Below are 16,405 nucleotides of genomic sequence, written 5' to 3'. Positions count from 1 at the left end.
ACCGTCCCGACTTTTACAGGATGTGCAATTGCCGACGCTCCTGGAGCGGGGCATTGACCTCGTTGATTCGGTATCGCTGCGAGCCTGCGTCCACTGCAGGACCGACCGAGATCGCAAAAACCCTGAACCGTCTGTTGGTGCGTCGTGCTTGCCGATCAGTCCGGCGTACCGACCGTCGGGTTAGGCCCGACAGGCTGTGCCCCTCGAAGGGAGGAACTGACGATGAAGAAACCGCCCGGCAAGAAGACCGCGCCCCGATCGCCGGCCGCACCGCCAGACGGCAGCAGCATCTGGCAGCAGTTCGACATGATGCGGCGTGCCTTCGTCGCCTCTCCGCTTCTGAAGCCGATCCTGTGGCTGACGGCCGGCAGCTTCACCGTCATCGTCGTCACCGCGATCGGGCAGATCATCCTCAACCGCTGGTACAGGCCCTTCTTCGACGCGATCGAACGGCGCGACCTCAATGCCTTTTTCTATCAACTCATGCTGTTCCTCGTCATTGCCGGCGTTCTCCTGGTGTTCAACGTCACCCAACAGTGGCTCAACCAGATGGTGCGCCTGAAGCTGCGTGAAGGATTGACATTGGACCTGATCGGCCAATGGATGCGGCCGCGGCGCGCCTTTCGGCTCGCAAATGCGGGCACAATCGGCGTCAATCCCGATCAGCGAATGCAGGAGGACGCCGGCCACCTCGCCGATCTCACTACCAGCCTCGGCTTCGGCCTTCTGCAATCGTCGATCTTGCTCATCTCCTTCGTCGGCGTCCTGTGGTCGCTCTCAGCCGGCTTCGCCTTCCAGATCGGCGACAGGTCCCTGGAGATTCCCGGCTACATGGTCTGGGCGGCGATCCTCTACGCCGGCTCGGCCTCCTGGCTGAGCTGGCTGGTCGGACGCCCCCTGATCCACTTGAACGGCGAGCGCTATGCGCGGGAGGCCGATCTGCGCTTCTCGATGATGCACGCCAACGAGCATATCGACGGCATTTCGCTTGCGGGCGGTGAGGCGGGAGAGCGCCGGAGGCTGGAGCTCGATCTCGCCGCGGTGCTCAGCGCCATGCGCAACATATTCCGCGCCGAAATCAACCTTGGCTGGGTCCAGGACGGCTATGGCTGGGTCACGGTCGTGGCGCCCATCCTCGTCGCCGCGCCCGTCTATTTCGCCGGGAACATCAGCTTCGGCGGTCTGATGATGGCGGTCGGCGCCTTCAACCAGGTCCACACGTCGCTCAAATGGTTCGTCGCCAATGTCAGTGCCATCACCGACTGGCGGGCAACACTGCTGCGCGTCGCCGCCTTCCGCCGCGCGCTGATCGTGGCGGACACCCTGCACGACAAGGAAAAGCGGATAGAATTCGTCGAAAACGACAGAGGCAGCCTGACATTCGACAATCTCGAGGTGGTCTCGCCGTCGGGACGAACGAGGCTCGCCGAGCCCCATATCGAGATCGCCGCCGGGCAGCGCGTCATCATCAGCGGCGATCCACGCGCGGGCAAGACATTGCTCTTCCGGGCCCTTGCCGGTCTCTGGCCTTGGGGCAGCGGACGCGTCGGTCTGCCCGCCGACGATGACGTCGCCTTCATACCGCGCGACCCCTATTTCCCGCGCGGCCGGCTGCGCAATGCGCTGGCCTACCCTCGCCCCGAAGGCTTTGCCGACTCGGAGATTGTCGCCGCCCTCTCGAAAGTCGGTCTCGACCATCTTGCGACATCGCTCGACCGCGAGGCCAGGTGGGAGCGCGAACTCAGCGACGACGATCAGCGCCTCTTGGCTTTCGCTCGGCTGCTCCTGCAACGGCCGCGCTGGGTGATCATCGATGAAGCGCTCGAGACCATGGACAGCGATGCACTGAAGCTGGCGCTGTCGATCTTCGAGACCGACCTCAAGGAAACGGCAGTCGTCAAGATCGGCCGCACGCCACGCAATGGCGCGCTGTTCTCACGCGTCATCCATCTCGTCAAGGATGCCGAAGGCCCGGCGTTGAAACCGGTCCGCCTCGACGCAGGCGTGCCAGAGCTGGAAATGGCGGGGTCGAGCGCGCCTTGATTGCTCGCGGCTACACGCCGCGCCTGTTGCCCCAGATCAGCACGTGCAGTTGCGGCAGCACGTGCGCCACGAACCACTTGTCCGCGATGACCTTCTCGACCAGCCAGCGCATCCGCTCCGTCACGCCCTCGATGTCGATCGGCGCATCATCGTCATCCGGCGGTGGCGGTGTGTGATTGCCCGGCTGCAGATAAATCGGCAATTGCGGATGGCGGGCCGCCGCCGCCCGTGCATAGGCGTAATCGGCCTCGTCGAAGACGACGATCTTAATCACGGTCTGCGGCTTGCCCCCAACCATCCGAAGACAGGCGTCGAATGCCTCCCAATCCGTCTCCATGCCGCTCGAGGGCGGTTTCGGGCTCAACACCAGCATGTCGAGTTCGGCGAACCAGTCGCGGGCGACCGAGCCTTGTGTCTCCAGGGCGAAACGGTAGCCTTCCCGATGACCGCGGGCGATCAGCTCCCCGAACGGCTGGATCGCCGGATTGCCGCCGGAAAGCGACACCGTCAAAGGCATGCCTCCGGAAAGCCGGGTGACTTCGCTCCAGACTTCTTCTGTCGTCATCGACCGCCACTCATCGCGATACGCGCTGTCGACGGCGTAGAGGCTGTCGCACCAGGAACAGCGGTAATCACAGCCGCCGGTGCGGACGAATACCGTCGGCAGGCCGATCAGCGCGCCCTCGCCCTGGATCGTCGGGCCGAAGATCTCGCTGACGCGGATCTCGGCGGGTCGCTTGCCGGTCATGGCCGATATTCCGCCCAGGTCTTCGCCGTCTCGCTGACCCGCACCGCCGTCGTCTCCGGCAGCCGCGCCTTGCACCATTCATAGAAATGCTGCGCCAGGCATTCCGCCGTCACCCGGTCATGACCGAGCACGTCGTTCAGGTGGCGGTGATCGAAGGCCTCGTCGATATAGTGCTTCAGCGGGGCAAGCTCGTGATAGTCGCGCACGAAGCCGTGCTCGTTGAGCGTTGCGGCCGAAAGCTCCACTTCGACGACATAGTTGTGCCCGTGCAGCCTTGCGCACTGATGCTCGGGCGGCAGGCTCTTCAACTGGTGCGAGGCGGAGAAGTGGAATTCCTTGGTGATGCGGAACATCAGCTCACCTCCTCGGCGGCGAAGGCGCGCGTGGCCGCGACCCAGAAATCCGAATCCTCATATTCTGTCGGGTCGGCGACGCCGGCGAGGTGAAAAGCTTCCCGCCGCTCAACGCAGGTGCCGCAGCGGCCGCAATGGCGCGTGCCGCCTTTATAGCAGGACCAGGTCTCGGCAAAGGGCGTGCCGTGTTTCGCGCCGTCAGCGACAATGTCGGCCTTCGATACGTTGACATAGGGCGTGTGGAGGGTGACGTCGGCATATCCTTCCAGCGCATGATTCTGCATTGTCTGGAAGGCATTGATGAAGCCCGGCCGACAGTCGGGATAGATGAAGTGGTCGCCGCCATGCACGGCGGCGGCGACCGCATCGGCCTTGCGGGCCGCCGCGACGCCGAAGGCGATCGCCAGCATGATCGCGTTGCGGTTCGGCACGACCGTCGCCTTCATCGTCTCTTCCGCATAATGGCCGTCCGGCACATCGACGTCGTCGGTCAGTGCCGAACCGGTCAGATGGCGGCCGATCTCGCGAATGTCGATGATCTGGTGCGGCACGCCGAGGCGCTCGGCACAGGCGGCGGCGAAGTCGAGTTCCTTGCGGTGCCGCTGGCCGTAGTCGAACGACAGCAGGCCGAGAAGCTCATGTTCCGCCGCGATCCTGTGCGCAAGCGAAACGGAATCCAATCCGCCGGAGCAGATTACGATGGTTTTCATGACAGGTGTCCTTGTTTTGACCGGGTAGGCTGCGACCGGAGTGTTACCTGGCTGCCTTTTAGAGCCTTTCATGCTCAAATGAAAGGTCTTCTTCTTCTTGTCTGTTTGGGAAGACACAAAGGTTCTCACCGCTCCCCTGAATTGGACGATCACCAATGAGTGCAGTGATATTGGGCGACACCCAAGACCTTCCCCAGGCCGCTTCGTTCTTCTGCTACACAGGCGACAATCAGCGATTGCTTGGCTATAGTTGCCCTCGATCGATGGACACAGGCGCTGCCGCGCCACGTCCGCGAGGCACGTTAAGGTCGTTGTCGCACATCGAGTTTCTGCGTCGTTCGGATGTATGGGAGGTATATGGCGGGTTTAGGTCTCAGGCCCAGCAATGGCGTGGTGCTTGCCGCGATCCTGGTGCTGGCGGCCCTGTTCCGTTTGCATGACGTGCAGCAGCCACTGGTCGATGCCTTCAGTTGGCGCGAGGCCAGCACGGCGATGATGGCCGACAACTTCTTCCAGCGGAGCTGGAACATCTTCTTTCCGGAGGTGAGCTGGACCGGGCCGGGGCCTGCCTATCAGGGTCGCGAGCTTCAGGTGATATCTTATATCACCGCCCTGCTCTATGCCGTCTTCGGTTGGGACGAGGTGCTGGGGCGGCTCGTCGCCATCGCCTTCGGCGTCTGGGGCGTCTACGCACTGCACCGGCTGATCGAGCGCATCTGGGGCACGGCCCACTCCCATGCCGGCGCCTTCCTGCTGGCGATCATGCCCGGCTCGGTGATGATCGACCGCTCGTTCCTACCAGACCCGGCGATGCTGTCGCTGGTGATAACAGGCGCATGGCTCTATGTGGCCTATCTGCAGAACGACCGCTTACCGCTCCTCGTTGCCGCCGGGCTGATCACCACCATCGGCGTGCTCGCCAAGCTGCCGGGGATCGCGGTCGTCGTGCCGATGACCTATGCGACCTTTCTCATCCTGCACCGGAGAGGCAAGCTCAGCCTTCGCCGCATCCTGCAGATCCTGCCCGTCGCACTTATCGCCGGCGCGCTCATTCTCGGCTACTATCGCTGGGCCCACTATGTCGGCACCAACTATCCGCCCTATCACATCGCCGGCAGCGGCTACCTCTGGAGCGATGGGCTCGCCAAGTTCTTCAGCGAGGCCTTCTACATTCCAGCAACTTGGAAGATCGCCAGCAACTGGCTCTTCACCCTGCCCGTAGTGATGCTTGCGGGGATCGCGCTCTTGACCGCACCACCGACGGCGAATGACCCGACGCCCGTCCGCGCGCCCTGGTTCTTCCATGTCTGGCTCGCCGGCGCGGCGCTCGTCTATTTCTTCGCCGCGCGCGAGATCAAGACCAATCCCTGGAACTTCCATATCTTCAACGTGCCGATGGCCGCACTTGCCGGGCGCGGGCTGATCCTGTTGATCGGCATAGGGGGCGAGCAGGCGGGGGGTATCCGGTCGCGCGCGCTGCGCTTGGCGGCGATCGCAGCCGTCGTCATCATCGGCGGCAGCATCCCAGGGCTCACGCTGATGAAGACGCCCTATGCCGATTCCGGCTACAAGCTCGGCACACGCCTCAGCGAACTCAGCCAACCCGGCGATCTCGTCATCACCGCCACGCCCACGATCGGCGATCCGGTGGCGATCTATTACAGTCGCCGCCGCGGCTGGGTTTTCCCGCCGGGCGGCGGCAACAACGACTGGTCGATGCTGATCAAGGACGAGGACGCGATCCGGGCGCTGGAGGCGCTGCGCGCCCAGAAGGCGACCTGGTTCGGCATCACCAAAAATGCGCGCGACATGCGGCGGCGCAAGCTCATCGAATACAACACGGGGCTGATTGCCCATCTCGACGGGACTGCCGAGCGCGTCGTCGATGACGACACGATGCTGATCTACCGCCTGGCTCCTCGCGTCGATGCCGCGTCGAATTGAAGGAAGGCTCCGGTTTCGACCGAATTGCAGCCGCGAGCTTGCGACGTTCGACCCGCGGCTTAACTTGGCCCCTCACCCAAGATGCAATTCCAGGAGAAGTGGAGATGGTTTCCCCGGAACCACGTCGCTCTAAGCGGTCGGGGCATTTCATGTATGAATGGCCGGCGGCGCAAGAAAATTCCTCTTACCCGGCCGGCGGTGCGGTTGCGACGAGCCTCACTCAGCCGTCGCTGAGCACGAGCCCCTTGGTCAGTTCCAGTGCCTGCCTTTCGAAGAGGCTCCGGTAGATGCCGCCCTTGAGGCGGATGAGCGTGTCGTGATCGCCCTCCTCCGCGATGCGGCCCCGATCGAAGACCAGCAGGCGGTCGAGTGCCCGCACGGTCGACAGCCGATGCGCGATCACCAGCGTCGTGCGGCCGGTCATCAGCCGTTCCATAGCCCTCTGGATCAGTACCTCGGATTCCGAATCGAGGCTCGACGTCGCCTCGTCGAGGATCAGGATCGGCGCATCCGCCAGGAAAGCCCGGGCGATGGCGACGCGCTGACGCTCGCCGCCGGAAAGCTTGACGCCGCGTTCGCCCACCAGTGTCGCATAGCTCTTCGGTAGGGCCGTAATGAAATCGTGCGCGCTCGCAAGACGTGCGGCCTCCTCGACCTCGTGCTGCGTCGCGCCGGGGCGCCCATAGGCGATGTTCTCGGCGAGCGAGCGGTGAAACAGCACCGGCTCCTGCTGGACGATGGCGATCTGCTGGCGCAGCGAGGCCTGCGTGACGCCGGCAATATCCTGCGCGTCGATGCGGATCTCGCCCGACTTCACGTCGTGGAGCCGCTGGATCAGCTTGACGAACGTCGTCTTGCCGGAGCCGGAATGGCCGACAAGGCCGACCCGCTCGCCGGGGCGGATCATGACCGAAAACCCGTCATAGAGGGGCGACCGATGGGCTCCGTAGTGGAAGGTCACATTGCGGAACTCGATCTTGCCGTCGGTGATCTGGATCGGCCGGGCAGCGGCGCGGTCTTCGATCCCAAGCGGCTGGGCGTGGATGGCAACAAGCTCCTCCATGTCGTTCACCGAACGCTGCAGGTTGCGGATGTGCATGCCCACCTCGCGCAGATAGCCCTGTAGGATGAAGAAGGCGGTGAGCACGAAGGTGATGTCGCCGGCGCTGACCTTGCCCTCGGCCCAGAGCATCAGCGCAAGACCGAAGATCGCGGCGCGCAGGACGAGGAGCATCGCGCCTTGCGCCGTACCATTGAGTGTCGCGCGCGACCAGGTGCGGTCGGTCCGGTTTTCCCACTTGCGCAGCACCCGGGCGAGTCGGGCGTCCTCGCGTTTCTCCGCCCCGAAGCCCTTGACGACAACGTTGCAGCTCACCGCGTCGGCGAGCGCGCCGCCAAGACGCGTGTCCCAACTATTGGCAAGGCTTGCCATCGGCGCGACATAGCCGAGCGAGAGCGACAGCGTAACCGCGATGAAGAGGACGGAGCCAAGGCCGACGATCGCGCCCATGATTGGCCAGTGCCAGGTCATCAACGCCGTCGAGCCGATGAGCATGACGATCGAGGGGAACAGGGCGACGAGCAGCGTATCGTTGAAGAGGTCCAGCGCCCACATGCCGCGCGTGACCTTGCGCACGGTCGAACCGGCGAAGCTGTTGGCATGCCAGTCGCTGGAAAGCCGCTGAATGTGATGGAAGGCGCCGGCGGCGATGTCGGACATCATCACGAGCGTGAGGCGCACGATGCTCATGAAGGCGGCATGTCTCAGGACGATGGCGCCGAGCGACAGGACCAGCAGGATCAGGAAAGCCGAGACCGCGGCATTCCAGGCGATCGCATCGGTGGCCGCACCGGATACCACCGCATCGACCAGCCGACCGGAATAGAGCGGCGTCAGCACATCGGCCAGCGTGGACAGCAGCACGACGCCGAGAATGCCTGCAAGCCGCACCGGCTGCTTCTTCCAGTGCGCCCAGGAAAAACGGAAAACATTGCGGAAGGCGCGATCACGCGCCGCAAAACGAGTAAACGCCATATGACTTGCCCGGTGGCAACGCACCGGCCTCAACATCTGATCAGCAAGGGATGCCGCCCGGGAAGAATGCGCGTGCGACATTGATGGAACGGCGCCGTCTCCAAAAAAAGGAGGGGCCGGACGGTCTGGGATCCGTCATGCAATCAGGAAGCGCAGGCGCTTCCGTTCACGAGGTCAGGATCGTGGACCGCCCCGTAGGGAGAAGCAATAGCCTGTCATCGTAACCTCCCTGTTCTGATTGCTGGAGGACCGCTTATAGTTGAAGTCGCCTTCCGTGCCAAGCGTCAATATTGCATTCGTCGCCATGCCACGGCAAAGTGCTGCATGTCTGCCACAGGCGCGGCGCCTTTGCCATGCGATCGCGAAGCGAACCACCGTTCGGCGTTGTCTGAAGCGCCATCTTTTGCAGAACTTTCACACTGTGTTGGAAAATCGCCGCTATTGGTTGCGAAGCCTAATGCCGTTCCATTCCATTTTCTGAAGTCATTCCCTGAGGTTGCCCCGTGCAGAACAACAACATCCTCGTCGTCGGCGGTGCCGGCTATATCGGCTCCCACACCTGCCTCCGACTGGCCGAAAAGGGCTATACCCCCGTCGTTTACGACAACCTTTCCAACGGCCACGAGGAATTCGTCCGGTGGGGCGTGCTGGAGAAAGGCGATATCCGTGATCGGCGGCGCCTCGACGAGGTACTGGCCCGCCATCAGCCCCGCGCCGTCCTGCATTTTGCCGCCATGATCGAGGTCGGCGAATCGGTCAAGGATCCGGTCGCCTTCTACGACAACAACGTCATCGGTACGCTGACCCTGCTGTCGGCAACGCTTGCCGCCGGCATCGAAGCTTTCGTCTTCTCGTCCACCTGCGCCACCTATGGCCTGCCCGACAGCGTACCTATGGACGAAACGCACAAGCAGGCTCCGATCAATCCCTATGGTCGGACCAAGTGGGTCTGCGAGCAGGCGCTCAAGGATTACGGCCTCTACAAGGGCTTGCGGTCGGTGATCCTGCGCTATTTCAACGCCGCCGGCGCCGATTTCGAAGGCCGCATCGGCGAATGGCATGAGCCGGAGACCCACGCGATCCCGCTGGCGATCGACGCGGCGCTCGGGCGACGCGAAGGGTTCAAGGTCTTCGGAACGGACTATGAGACGCGCGACGGTACCTGCGTGCGCGACTACATCCACGTCCTCGACCTCGCCGACGCGCATGTGCGCGCCGTCGACTACCTGCTCGAGGGAGGCGACAGCGTCGAACTCAATCTCGGCACCGGCACGGGGACAACCGTGAAAGAATTGCTCGCGGCCATCGAAAAGGTCTCCAAGCGACCGTTCGAAGTTGGCTATGTCGGACGCCGCGAGGGCGACTCGACGACGCTCGTCGCCAACAACGACAAGGCCCGACAAGTGCTCGGCTGGGAGCCGCAATACGACCTGGCGGCAATTACCGAGTCGGCCTGGAACTGGCATTCGCGCCGAAACGGTTGAGCGCCGACTCGCCGGGCATAAAGCGGGATGAGGAAAAGTGTGTGCGGTTTTCCGCCCGCATCCCGCTCTAACTTCTTGGAATGGATCCGGATTTTGATTGATCCGACCAAAATCCGGATCTATTCGGCAGCAGGCCCGGCGACAGCGACTGCTGGAGGCGGCGTCCGCCCTCGCTGAAGCAGCGGGCGCTCGAGAAACAAATAGGCCGCGATACCGAGAAGCGTCCCCGCCACGATCCCGAGGGACATCGAAATTGCCGGGTGGATGCCGAGCATGTTCGCTGCTTTGGCGACGACCGAGATCGCGAAGCTGTGCCACAGATAGATCGAATAGGAAGCGTTGCCGAGCAGGCTCGGCAGGTTCAGCATCGGCACCCGGCCGCTTGCCTCGATCGACAGCGCTCCTAGAACCAGCAGGACCGCCAGCGGCCCGGTCGTCCGTTCATCGAAGGGAAGATGAAGGGATCCGATCAGTGCGAAGCCGCCAACAGAGCAGGCGATCAAGAAAGAACCGATCACGGCCCCGGGGACCCTCCGTCTCAGCCAGAACTCGCCGAGGATCATGCCGGCGACGAATTCGAGGATGATCAGCCGCGTGTACGTCAGCCACAGGGCATTCTCGACGGGCACAAGCAGTCCGATCGCCGCCAGCGCCACGAACAGACCGGCTATGGCCGGCAGGCGCCATTGGCGCGGCAGCAGCAGAGAGACGGCGAACACGCCATAGAAAAGCATCTCGAAATTCAGCGTCCAGCCCTGCACGAGCACCGGCCAGATCTCGCCGCTGCTCGGCGAACGGGCCGGGATGAAGAACAGCGACGCCAGGACATGGTCGACGGTCAGCACCATGCTGGGAAAAAGCCCTGCCAGCGCGCCGGCAACCATCACGGCTGTCGCAAACCAGTAGACGGGGACGATGCGGCGGATGCGCTCCCACATGAATTTCGCCGGGGTCGCAGGCCGTCGATCGCTGATGACCCACATGATGAAGCCACTAATGACGAAGAAGACGTCAACGCCGGCCGCACCGATGGCAAAATGGTGGCCGGTCTTCTCTGCGGCATGAAAGATCACGACCGCGAGCGCTGCCGCCGCCCGAAGATACTGGATCGCCCGGATCGTTCCCATCGCCCCCTCTGACCGTGATATCACATGCTGAGCCGCGGCCGATAGGCCGCCGCATGCCCGTCGCCTGGCCAAAGCCAGGCCACCGCCTGTCGGCGGCGTGCGATCGTCAATTTCCCTGCGTTGAAATACAGCAGGAACGACCCGACATGGTACGGGTTCATCACGTCGATCTCGACAAAGGAGCGAATGAAAAGCAGCATCGCGATGCCGAACAGCACCATGGCTTCCGCATCACGATCTTCGGACAGCAGGCGCTTCAATTGCCCGAACACCGCCGTGAGCAGCAACATGGTGAGCAGAAGGAGCCCAACCAATCCCGTTTCGACGGCGGCCTCAATATAGGTGTTGTGGAAGTGGAAGCCGGAGCGCGCAGTGATGTAGAACTCTTCCCACAGGCGCTCCGCTTCGGAAAATCCCTGCACCCAATAGGCCTGATAGCCGATGCCGAAGATAGGGGAAGCCTGTGCCGCTTCGATACCTTGCTGCCACAGATAGGTGCGTCCGGTGAGCGTCGAATCCTTGCCGAATGCGCCAAGGACGAGATCGGTGGCACCGGCATAGATCAGTGCCACGGCGGCAATGCTGCCGAACGCCGCCAGGCCGACGAAGAGACCTTTTCGGCTCGCGGGCCTGAGCGCGGTGATCGCCCGCATGCCGACGCAGAGCCCAAGGATCACGACCGTCGTCAGCACCGACGTGGCCGATTGCGAGGCAAGCAGCGAATAGGCGGCAGTCGCTCCCGCGCCCGCCGCGGCCGCCCGCCAAACGCCTCGTTCGCCCAGGACGAAGATAGCCATGACGGCGAAATAGATGCCGAGCGAGGCATAGAAACCCAACTGGTTCTTGGAAGCGAATGCGCCGACGAAGCTGAACGTGCCGTCGAGCGGGTCGTAGTGGTAGACGCCGAAAAGCAGCGAGTAGACGAGCACGATGGCGACGCCCGCAATGGCACCGCGGCAAAGCGTGCGGATGTCGATCACCCGCATGGCAATGAGCGCGCAGACAATATGGCTCAAATACTGGATTCCGGTGCGCAGCGTCACGCCGGGCGCGGCCGACCAGAACATCGAAAGGCAGGCAAGGATCACAAAGGCGAATATCCAGAGACACTTGCCGTAATTGCCCAGCACTCTCCGGTAATCGACGAGAACGAGCGGCAGCCACAGGCCGTAATAGAGAAGGACGGAAACCGGCCCGAACCGGGTCGAGTAGGCGAAGACGAACAGCGAAAGGGCAACGGCCGCGGTGCCGTAAAGCCCGTTCGCGTCAGGATCTATGAGGCTCGCCTTCCGGATCCTCATGCACTCACCGCATCGCAACTGCGGCATTGACCTTGATCACGTCACCGGGAAGCACCGGCGTGGTCTCGGTCGCCGCGATCTCCGTCGACTTTCCGTCCTGTTCGCGGATGATCGAATAGGTGATGTTCTCAGCCTGCTCATCCAGCTGCGCCGCCTCGGCCGATTGCATAAGCGCCTCGGTCATCAGGTCCCGGCTGGTGCCGAGCTTCAGCGTGAGCGTGTCGAGCTCGGCCTCGGTGTTCTGCAGTTCCTGGGCGAGTTGCGCATCCCAGTCATTGCGCAAATTGGATTCGTCCTGTGTCGCCTTGCTGATGTCCTGCTTTGCCTTGAGCGAGGTGGTATCGATGTCGAGAAGCTGCGACTGCACGTCCGCAACCCGCTGTTCGAGGGAGAGCTTGCGCTGGCTCAGGGCCAGGCCCTTCTCGGCAAGACTGTCGACCTTCTCCAGGTCCTCCGTCGCGAGCTCGAACTGGCGCTGTTGCGTTTCGGACTTCTTTGCCAGCGAATCGATCTCGCTTTGCAGCAGGGACTTGAGATCCGCCAGGGCGGCGAGCTGGCGTTCCTGCCGCTTGTCGCGCGATACCATCAGCGCCGTCTCGCTTTCGAGCAGCTTGTCCACCGCGGGAACGTTCTTGAGCTCCTCCGGCAGCGTGATCTTGTCGCGATTGGCGATTTCCGCCTGAAGGCGGGCTCGGCGGATGAGCAGCCGGTTGCGCTCAGAGACCTGGACGGAGGAATCGCCATTCGCAGCAATATAGTCGCGGGCAAAGCGCTGGCCGCTCTCGGCCCGACGCAACCCGCCGCCAAGGCTAATCGCCTTGAGGACCGTCAGATTGGGAGCGTAAGGATACTCGCCCGGAGTTTCGACCTCTCCGTAAAGATAGACCGGGCGGTACTGTGCCATCTCGACCGAGGCGGTCGGCCGGTCGCGAAGCCCGAAGAGCTTCTGCATCTTGATGCCGATCTCTTCCGCAACCTCCGTCGTCGTCCGGCCCGAAACCTGCAGATCGCCGACGAAAGGCAGCGACACGTTGCCCGAGGCGCCTACCGTGTATTCACCACTGACAGCCGACCAATCCCGGACCGCCCCCTCGGCGGTCTGCCATTCGGCAACGCGGATCCGCAATTTGTCCATGACGCCGAGCCTATAGTCGTCCGCCCGGGCCATGGCCGCACCGGACAGGAAAAGCGCCGCGCAGAGTGCGAGGCGGGCGAAATGGAAAAACTTGCGGGAGCCAGCAGGCGCCCCAGGAACTCTGATCAATTGCATATGGAATACCCGTTACTTGACGTCGTGCTCAACCGCGAGCGGGCGTCAAGGGTTTCAGTAGCTGCCGCGGGAGAGGCAGACGGCGGGGATAGTTTTGAAGACGATGACAAGGTCGGCGAGGAGTGACCAGTTCTGGACATAATGCGTATCGAAGGCCACCCGGGTGGCGTAGGACACATCGTTGCGGCCGCTGATCTGCCAAAGGCCGGTCAGGCCAGGACGCGAGCGCAGATAGAATTCCGCCGCCGAATCATAGAGCTCCAGCTCATCTTCGACCACTGGACGCGGGCCGACGATGCTCATTTCACCACGAATGATGTTGAGGAGCTGGGGCAGTTCATCAAGGCTGAGCTTGCGCAGTACGCTTCCGACGACGGTGACACGCGGATCGTCTTGCAGCTTGCGGGTCGCGCGCCATTCTTCGTAGGCGGCAGGGTTCGACTTCAAGAACTCCTGCAGAACCCGATCGCCATTTTCCATCATCGTGCGGAACTTGAGGCACTTGAAGGTCTGGCCGTTATGGCCGATTCGGCGATGGCCGTAGAAAATGCTGCCGCCATCCGAGAGCTTCACCAGCGCCATGATAAGCAGGAAAAGCGGACTGAGGGCGATGAGTGCCAAAATGGCGGTGAGAATGTCGAAGCTTCGCTTGGATATCCCGCCGATCGGCCGGATCGCACCGGTCTCCTGGGGAATAAAAAAAGCCGTACTGGCCGAGCGAGTCGCGGACTTCATAGAGGTGACTCCATTTACGTTGGCGATTGTCGGTCCCGAGGGACGGGGCGTCATCTAGCGCGAGTGTATGGTGAGAATTTGTTTTTTGAAGGCGGAATGATGGCAGCACCCATGCGCAGTGCCGCAAGGCGTCTTGGCGGCTGTCCCGCTGTGACACTATTACCAATTCTTAAGGATACGGATTGGAGAACACGCCTAAAATAGATTGACGTGGCATCACCACATTCAAACATCGGCGCCCGTCCATTATTTGCGATACCTAAAGTATTGTATTTGACGCATCAATTTTTCACTCACGACGACGACGACTATCTATGGGCACGATTTGACACGCCCCAAATTCCTCGCTTTTGTTGCATTGCATCATTTTATTGCACCGCACATATTCTCCACCATCCGCCCGGTCGCCTGTAACAAAAGTTGATCGGGAAAAATGGCACTGGCAAAGACAAAAATTGCAACAATCAGAACGAGTTCGCATTTTCCCCTGTGAATTTAGGGGCCGCGGGAGCGAGTCATCTTGACCGTCGGATTTCGCGGAAAAATAATCCCCTAAATCTGTCGAACATATCTCTGATTGTATCGTTAACCCCCAGACCCATTCGAATTGCTCCGTCTACCTAAAGATGACGGAAAGCTTTTCCGGTTAGGAACCGTAGCCACAAAGTTGCATTTTGCAGGTTGAAGAGACAAGCGACCGCTAATATAGTGAGAAACAGGAGCGAGGGCGGGAGTGCGATGACGGTTCCATCAGAAAACCAGAAAGCGGGGTAGGCAATGTTTGCACCACGCTTCGTCTTGAGCATGTTCGGCGCGTTGGCGGCGTTTGCCATCGCAACCTATTTCCTTACCGGGTCGCTCGCCTCCACGGCCATCCAGACGCTGCTTTGTGCCGTTCTGATACAGGTCGGATATTTTCTCGCCGTGCTTTTCCTGGTGTGGAGAGAGGCGCGCGAGCGCCGAAAGTTACCCCTCGGCAAACTACCGGCAGATTCAATGAATGACGAAAAGCAGGCGAGCAAAATTTCTCTGCGCCGGCTGAACCGTCCGCCCCACTTCAATTCCTGACCGAGGATCTCTCGGCCCTTTTCGCACCTGCGAAAAATTCTTGCCCTTTGACGCGTTTGCGACATGATCGCGATGCATGTTCCCGCGTGCCCGCTCCGGCACCATGCGTTCTTCCAGGCGCACAAGGTCGCTGGGGCACATTGAATCGCTGCATGTTTTTTCCTCAGATCGGCTCCCATCGAAGGAAACCATGCGGCAGGACCCGCGCAACAAGACGCATCCGATGACTTGCTGGAGGCCCTTATATGACCGCAGCCGCGCCGACGAATGTCTGCATTATCATTGCCGCCAAGAACGCCGCCGACACGATCGCCAGGGCCATCGTCTCTGCGCTCGCCGAACCGGAAGTCGCCGAACTCGTCGTTATCGACGACGGCTCTACCGATGATACCGCAGCCGTCGCTCGCGCCTCAGCCGATGGCAGCGGACGTTTGAATGTCGTCCGCTTCGAAGAGAACCGCGGACCGGCCGCAGCCCGCAACCACGCGATCGCTGTCTCCAAATCTCCGCTTCTCGGTGTCCTGGATGCGGACGACTTCTTCTTCCCGGGGCGGATGCGCCAATTGCTTGGGCAGGACGACTGGGATTTCATGGCCGACAACATTGCTTTCATCGATGCTGGGCAGGCGACCGGCGCAGAGCGGAAGATCGACCGCTTCGCGCCCAGCCCTCGCCTTCTCGACCTCGTCGGTTTTGTTGAAGGCAATATATCCCGGCGCGGCGTACGGCGTGGCGAAATCGGCTTCCTGAAGCCGCTCATGCGGCGTTCGTTCCTGGACGAATTCGACCTCCGCTATAATGAGACATTGCGCCTGGGCGAGGACTTCGACCTCTATGCCAGGGCGCTCGCGCGCGGCGCGCGCTACAAGATCATCCATAGCTGCGGTTATGCGGCGGTGGTGCGGGGCGATTCCTTAAGCGGCAAGCACCGAACGATCGACTTGCGGCGTCTCTATGAAGCCGATCGCGCCATTCTCGCCGAGGCCCACTTGAGCGGCAACGCCGCCGCAGCGATGCGGCGGCATGAACGCCACATTCGCGGCCGCTACGAGTTGCGGCACTTCCTGGATCTCAAGCGCAATCAGGGAATCGCCAGTGCATTCGCCTATGCCCTGGCACACCCGGGCGCCCTCCCCGCGATCGTCGGCGGAATCGTCGGCGACAAGACCGAGCACCTTCGACGTAACCGGTCGCCCGCTCCGGTGGCGCTCGGCGGAACGGGCGATGTCCGCTACCTCCTCGACGGCCTTGCGTTGGATCGAGCGGAATAACGCACAACTGTGGAAGCGGGAAAAGGCCGCGGGTCGGCAGCTCGCGACTCTCACCCCTCCGCGTCGCCGCGATCCGACCGATCCTGTTGCGCCGGCGGGCAGCAGGAACGCTTTTCTGCGCGCAGCGTTACCCCGGCATGGTCAACAACAACCGGGATATCGAAATGAAAGGCATCGTTCTCTGGCTGATGGGTGTTCCCCTGATTGTCATCGTCTTGCTCTACATGTTCGTCTTTTGATCGCAAACCCCGTGGGATGATTTGCCGAACGGAACTGAAGGGGCTGACGCCCCTTCAGCGGCTACTGCGAATATCCA

At 62.0% G+C, this 16,405-nt stretch carries 13 protein-coding genes; 5 read left to right on the top strand and 8 right to left on the bottom strand.

All coding sequences use genetic code 11. The features are described from left to right. Nucleotides 1-222 precede the first annotated feature (222 nt). Nucleotides 223-2,043 carry an ABC transporter ATP-binding protein/permease gene (locus CO676_RS14275; protein WP_097521538.1) on the top strand — a complete coding sequence of 607 codons (1,821 nt, stop codon included), beginning with the start codon at nucleotides 223-225 and terminating at the stop codon, nucleotides 2,041-2,043. A gap of 10 nt (nucleotides 2,044-2,053) precedes the next feature. On the opposite strand, the gene queE is transcribed toward CO676_RS14275, so the two are convergent. From queE to queC, 3 genes are read right to left on the bottom strand one after another with little or no spacing between them, the layout of a single operon-like run. Further along, a complete protein-coding gene (queE, locus tag CO676_RS14270) occupies nucleotides 2,054-2,791 on the bottom strand; it encodes a 7-carboxy-7-deazaguanine synthase QueE (RefSeq protein WP_097521537.1) in 738 nt (245 codons plus the stop codon). Further along, nucleotides 2,788-3,144 carry a 6-carboxytetrahydropterin synthase QueD gene (gene queD, locus CO676_RS14265; RefSeq protein WP_014762144.1) on the bottom strand — a complete coding sequence of 119 codons (357 nt, stop codon included), beginning with the start codon at nucleotides 3,142-3,144 and terminating at the stop codon, nucleotides 2,788-2,790. Before queD ends, queE begins: the two co-directional genes overlap by 4 nt. Beyond that, on the bottom strand, nucleotides 3,144-3,854 hold the full coding sequence (gene queC, locus CO676_RS14260; protein ID WP_097521536.1) for a 7-cyano-7-deazaguanine synthase QueC: 711 nt from the start codon (nucleotides 3,852-3,854) through the stop codon (nucleotides 3,144-3,146). Before queC ends, queD begins: the two co-directional genes overlap by 1 nt. A 357-nt stretch (nucleotides 3,855-4,211) precedes the next feature. Between queC and CO676_RS14255 the strand changes: the two genes are divergently transcribed. Next, nucleotides 4,212-5,798 carry a glycosyltransferase family 39 protein gene (locus tag CO676_RS14255; RefSeq protein ID WP_245424313.1) on the top strand — a complete coding sequence of 529 codons (1,587 nt, stop codon included), beginning with the start codon at nucleotides 4,212-4,214 and terminating at the stop codon, nucleotides 5,796-5,798. A gap of 220 nt (nucleotides 5,799-6,018) precedes the next feature. Here CO676_RS14255 and CO676_RS14250 read toward each other — a convergent pair whose 3' ends face one another. Next, nucleotides 6,019-7,833 (bottom strand): ABC transporter ATP-binding protein, encoded by a 1,815-nt coding sequence (locus tag CO676_RS14250; protein WP_097521534.1) that lies wholly within the window; start codon nucleotides 7,831-7,833, stop codon nucleotides 6,019-6,021. 503 nt (nucleotides 7,834-8,336) lie between these two features. On the opposite strand from CO676_RS14250, the gene galE reads away from it, so the two are divergent. After that, nucleotides 8,337-9,317, top strand: a complete 981-nt coding sequence (gene galE / locus CO676_RS14245; protein ID WP_097521533.1) for a UDP-glucose 4-epimerase GalE — start codon at nucleotides 8,337-8,339, stop codon at nucleotides 9,315-9,317. 119 nt (nucleotides 9,318-9,436) lie between these two features. Here galE and CO676_RS14240 read toward each other — a convergent pair whose 3' ends face one another. The 4 genes from CO676_RS14240 to exoY are packed head-to-tail and all read right to left on the bottom strand — an operon-like array spanning nucleotide 9,437 to nucleotide 13,750. Continuing rightward, a complete protein-coding gene (locus CO676_RS14240; protein WP_097521532.1) occupies nucleotides 9,437-10,444 on the bottom strand; it encodes an acyltransferase in 1,008 nt (335 codons plus the stop codon). A 20-nt stretch (nucleotides 10,445-10,464) separates the two neighbouring features. Continuing rightward, on the bottom strand, nucleotides 10,465-11,745 hold the full coding sequence (locus CO676_RS14235) for an O-antigen ligase (protein ID WP_097521531.1): 1,281 nt from the start codon (nucleotides 11,743-11,745) through the stop codon (nucleotides 10,465-10,467). Between the two features lie 4 nt (nucleotides 11,746-11,749). Then, on the bottom strand, nucleotides 11,750-13,015 hold the full coding sequence (locus CO676_RS14230) for a polysaccharide biosynthesis/export family protein (protein ID WP_097521530.1): 1,266 nt from the start codon (nucleotides 13,013-13,015) through the stop codon (nucleotides 11,750-11,752). Between the two features lie 54 nt (nucleotides 13,016-13,069). Continuing rightward, complete coding sequence (exoY, locus tag CO676_RS14225; RefSeq protein WP_097521529.1) at nucleotides 13,070-13,750, bottom strand: exopolysaccharide production protein ExoY; 681 nt, start codon at nucleotides 13,748-13,750, stop codon at nucleotides 13,070-13,072. 777 nt (nucleotides 13,751-14,527) lie between these two features. Between exoY and CO676_RS14220 the strand changes: the two genes are divergently transcribed. Both CO676_RS14220 and CO676_RS14215 read left to right on the top strand, forming a co-directional pair. After that, entirely contained in the window at nucleotides 14,528-14,818 is a 291-nt protein-coding gene (locus CO676_RS14220; RefSeq protein WP_097521528.1) for an exopolysaccharide production repressor protein, read from the top strand. 245 nt (nucleotides 14,819-15,063) lie between these two features. Further along, entirely contained in the window at nucleotides 15,064-16,089 is a 1,026-nt protein-coding gene (locus CO676_RS14215; RefSeq protein WP_097521527.1) for a glycosyltransferase family 2 protein, read from the top strand. Nucleotides 16,090-16,405: the final 316 nt, after the last annotated feature.

The organism is Sinorhizobium sp. BJ1 (assembly GCF_002531555.1).
In the GTDB taxonomy this organism is placed as follows: Bacteria; Pseudomonadota; Alphaproteobacteria; order Rhizobiales; family Rhizobiaceae; genus Sinorhizobium; species Sinorhizobium fredii_B.
The sequence above is the reverse complement of the archived record's forward strand: the minus strand, read 5'-3'. Positions and strand labels throughout refer to the sequence as shown.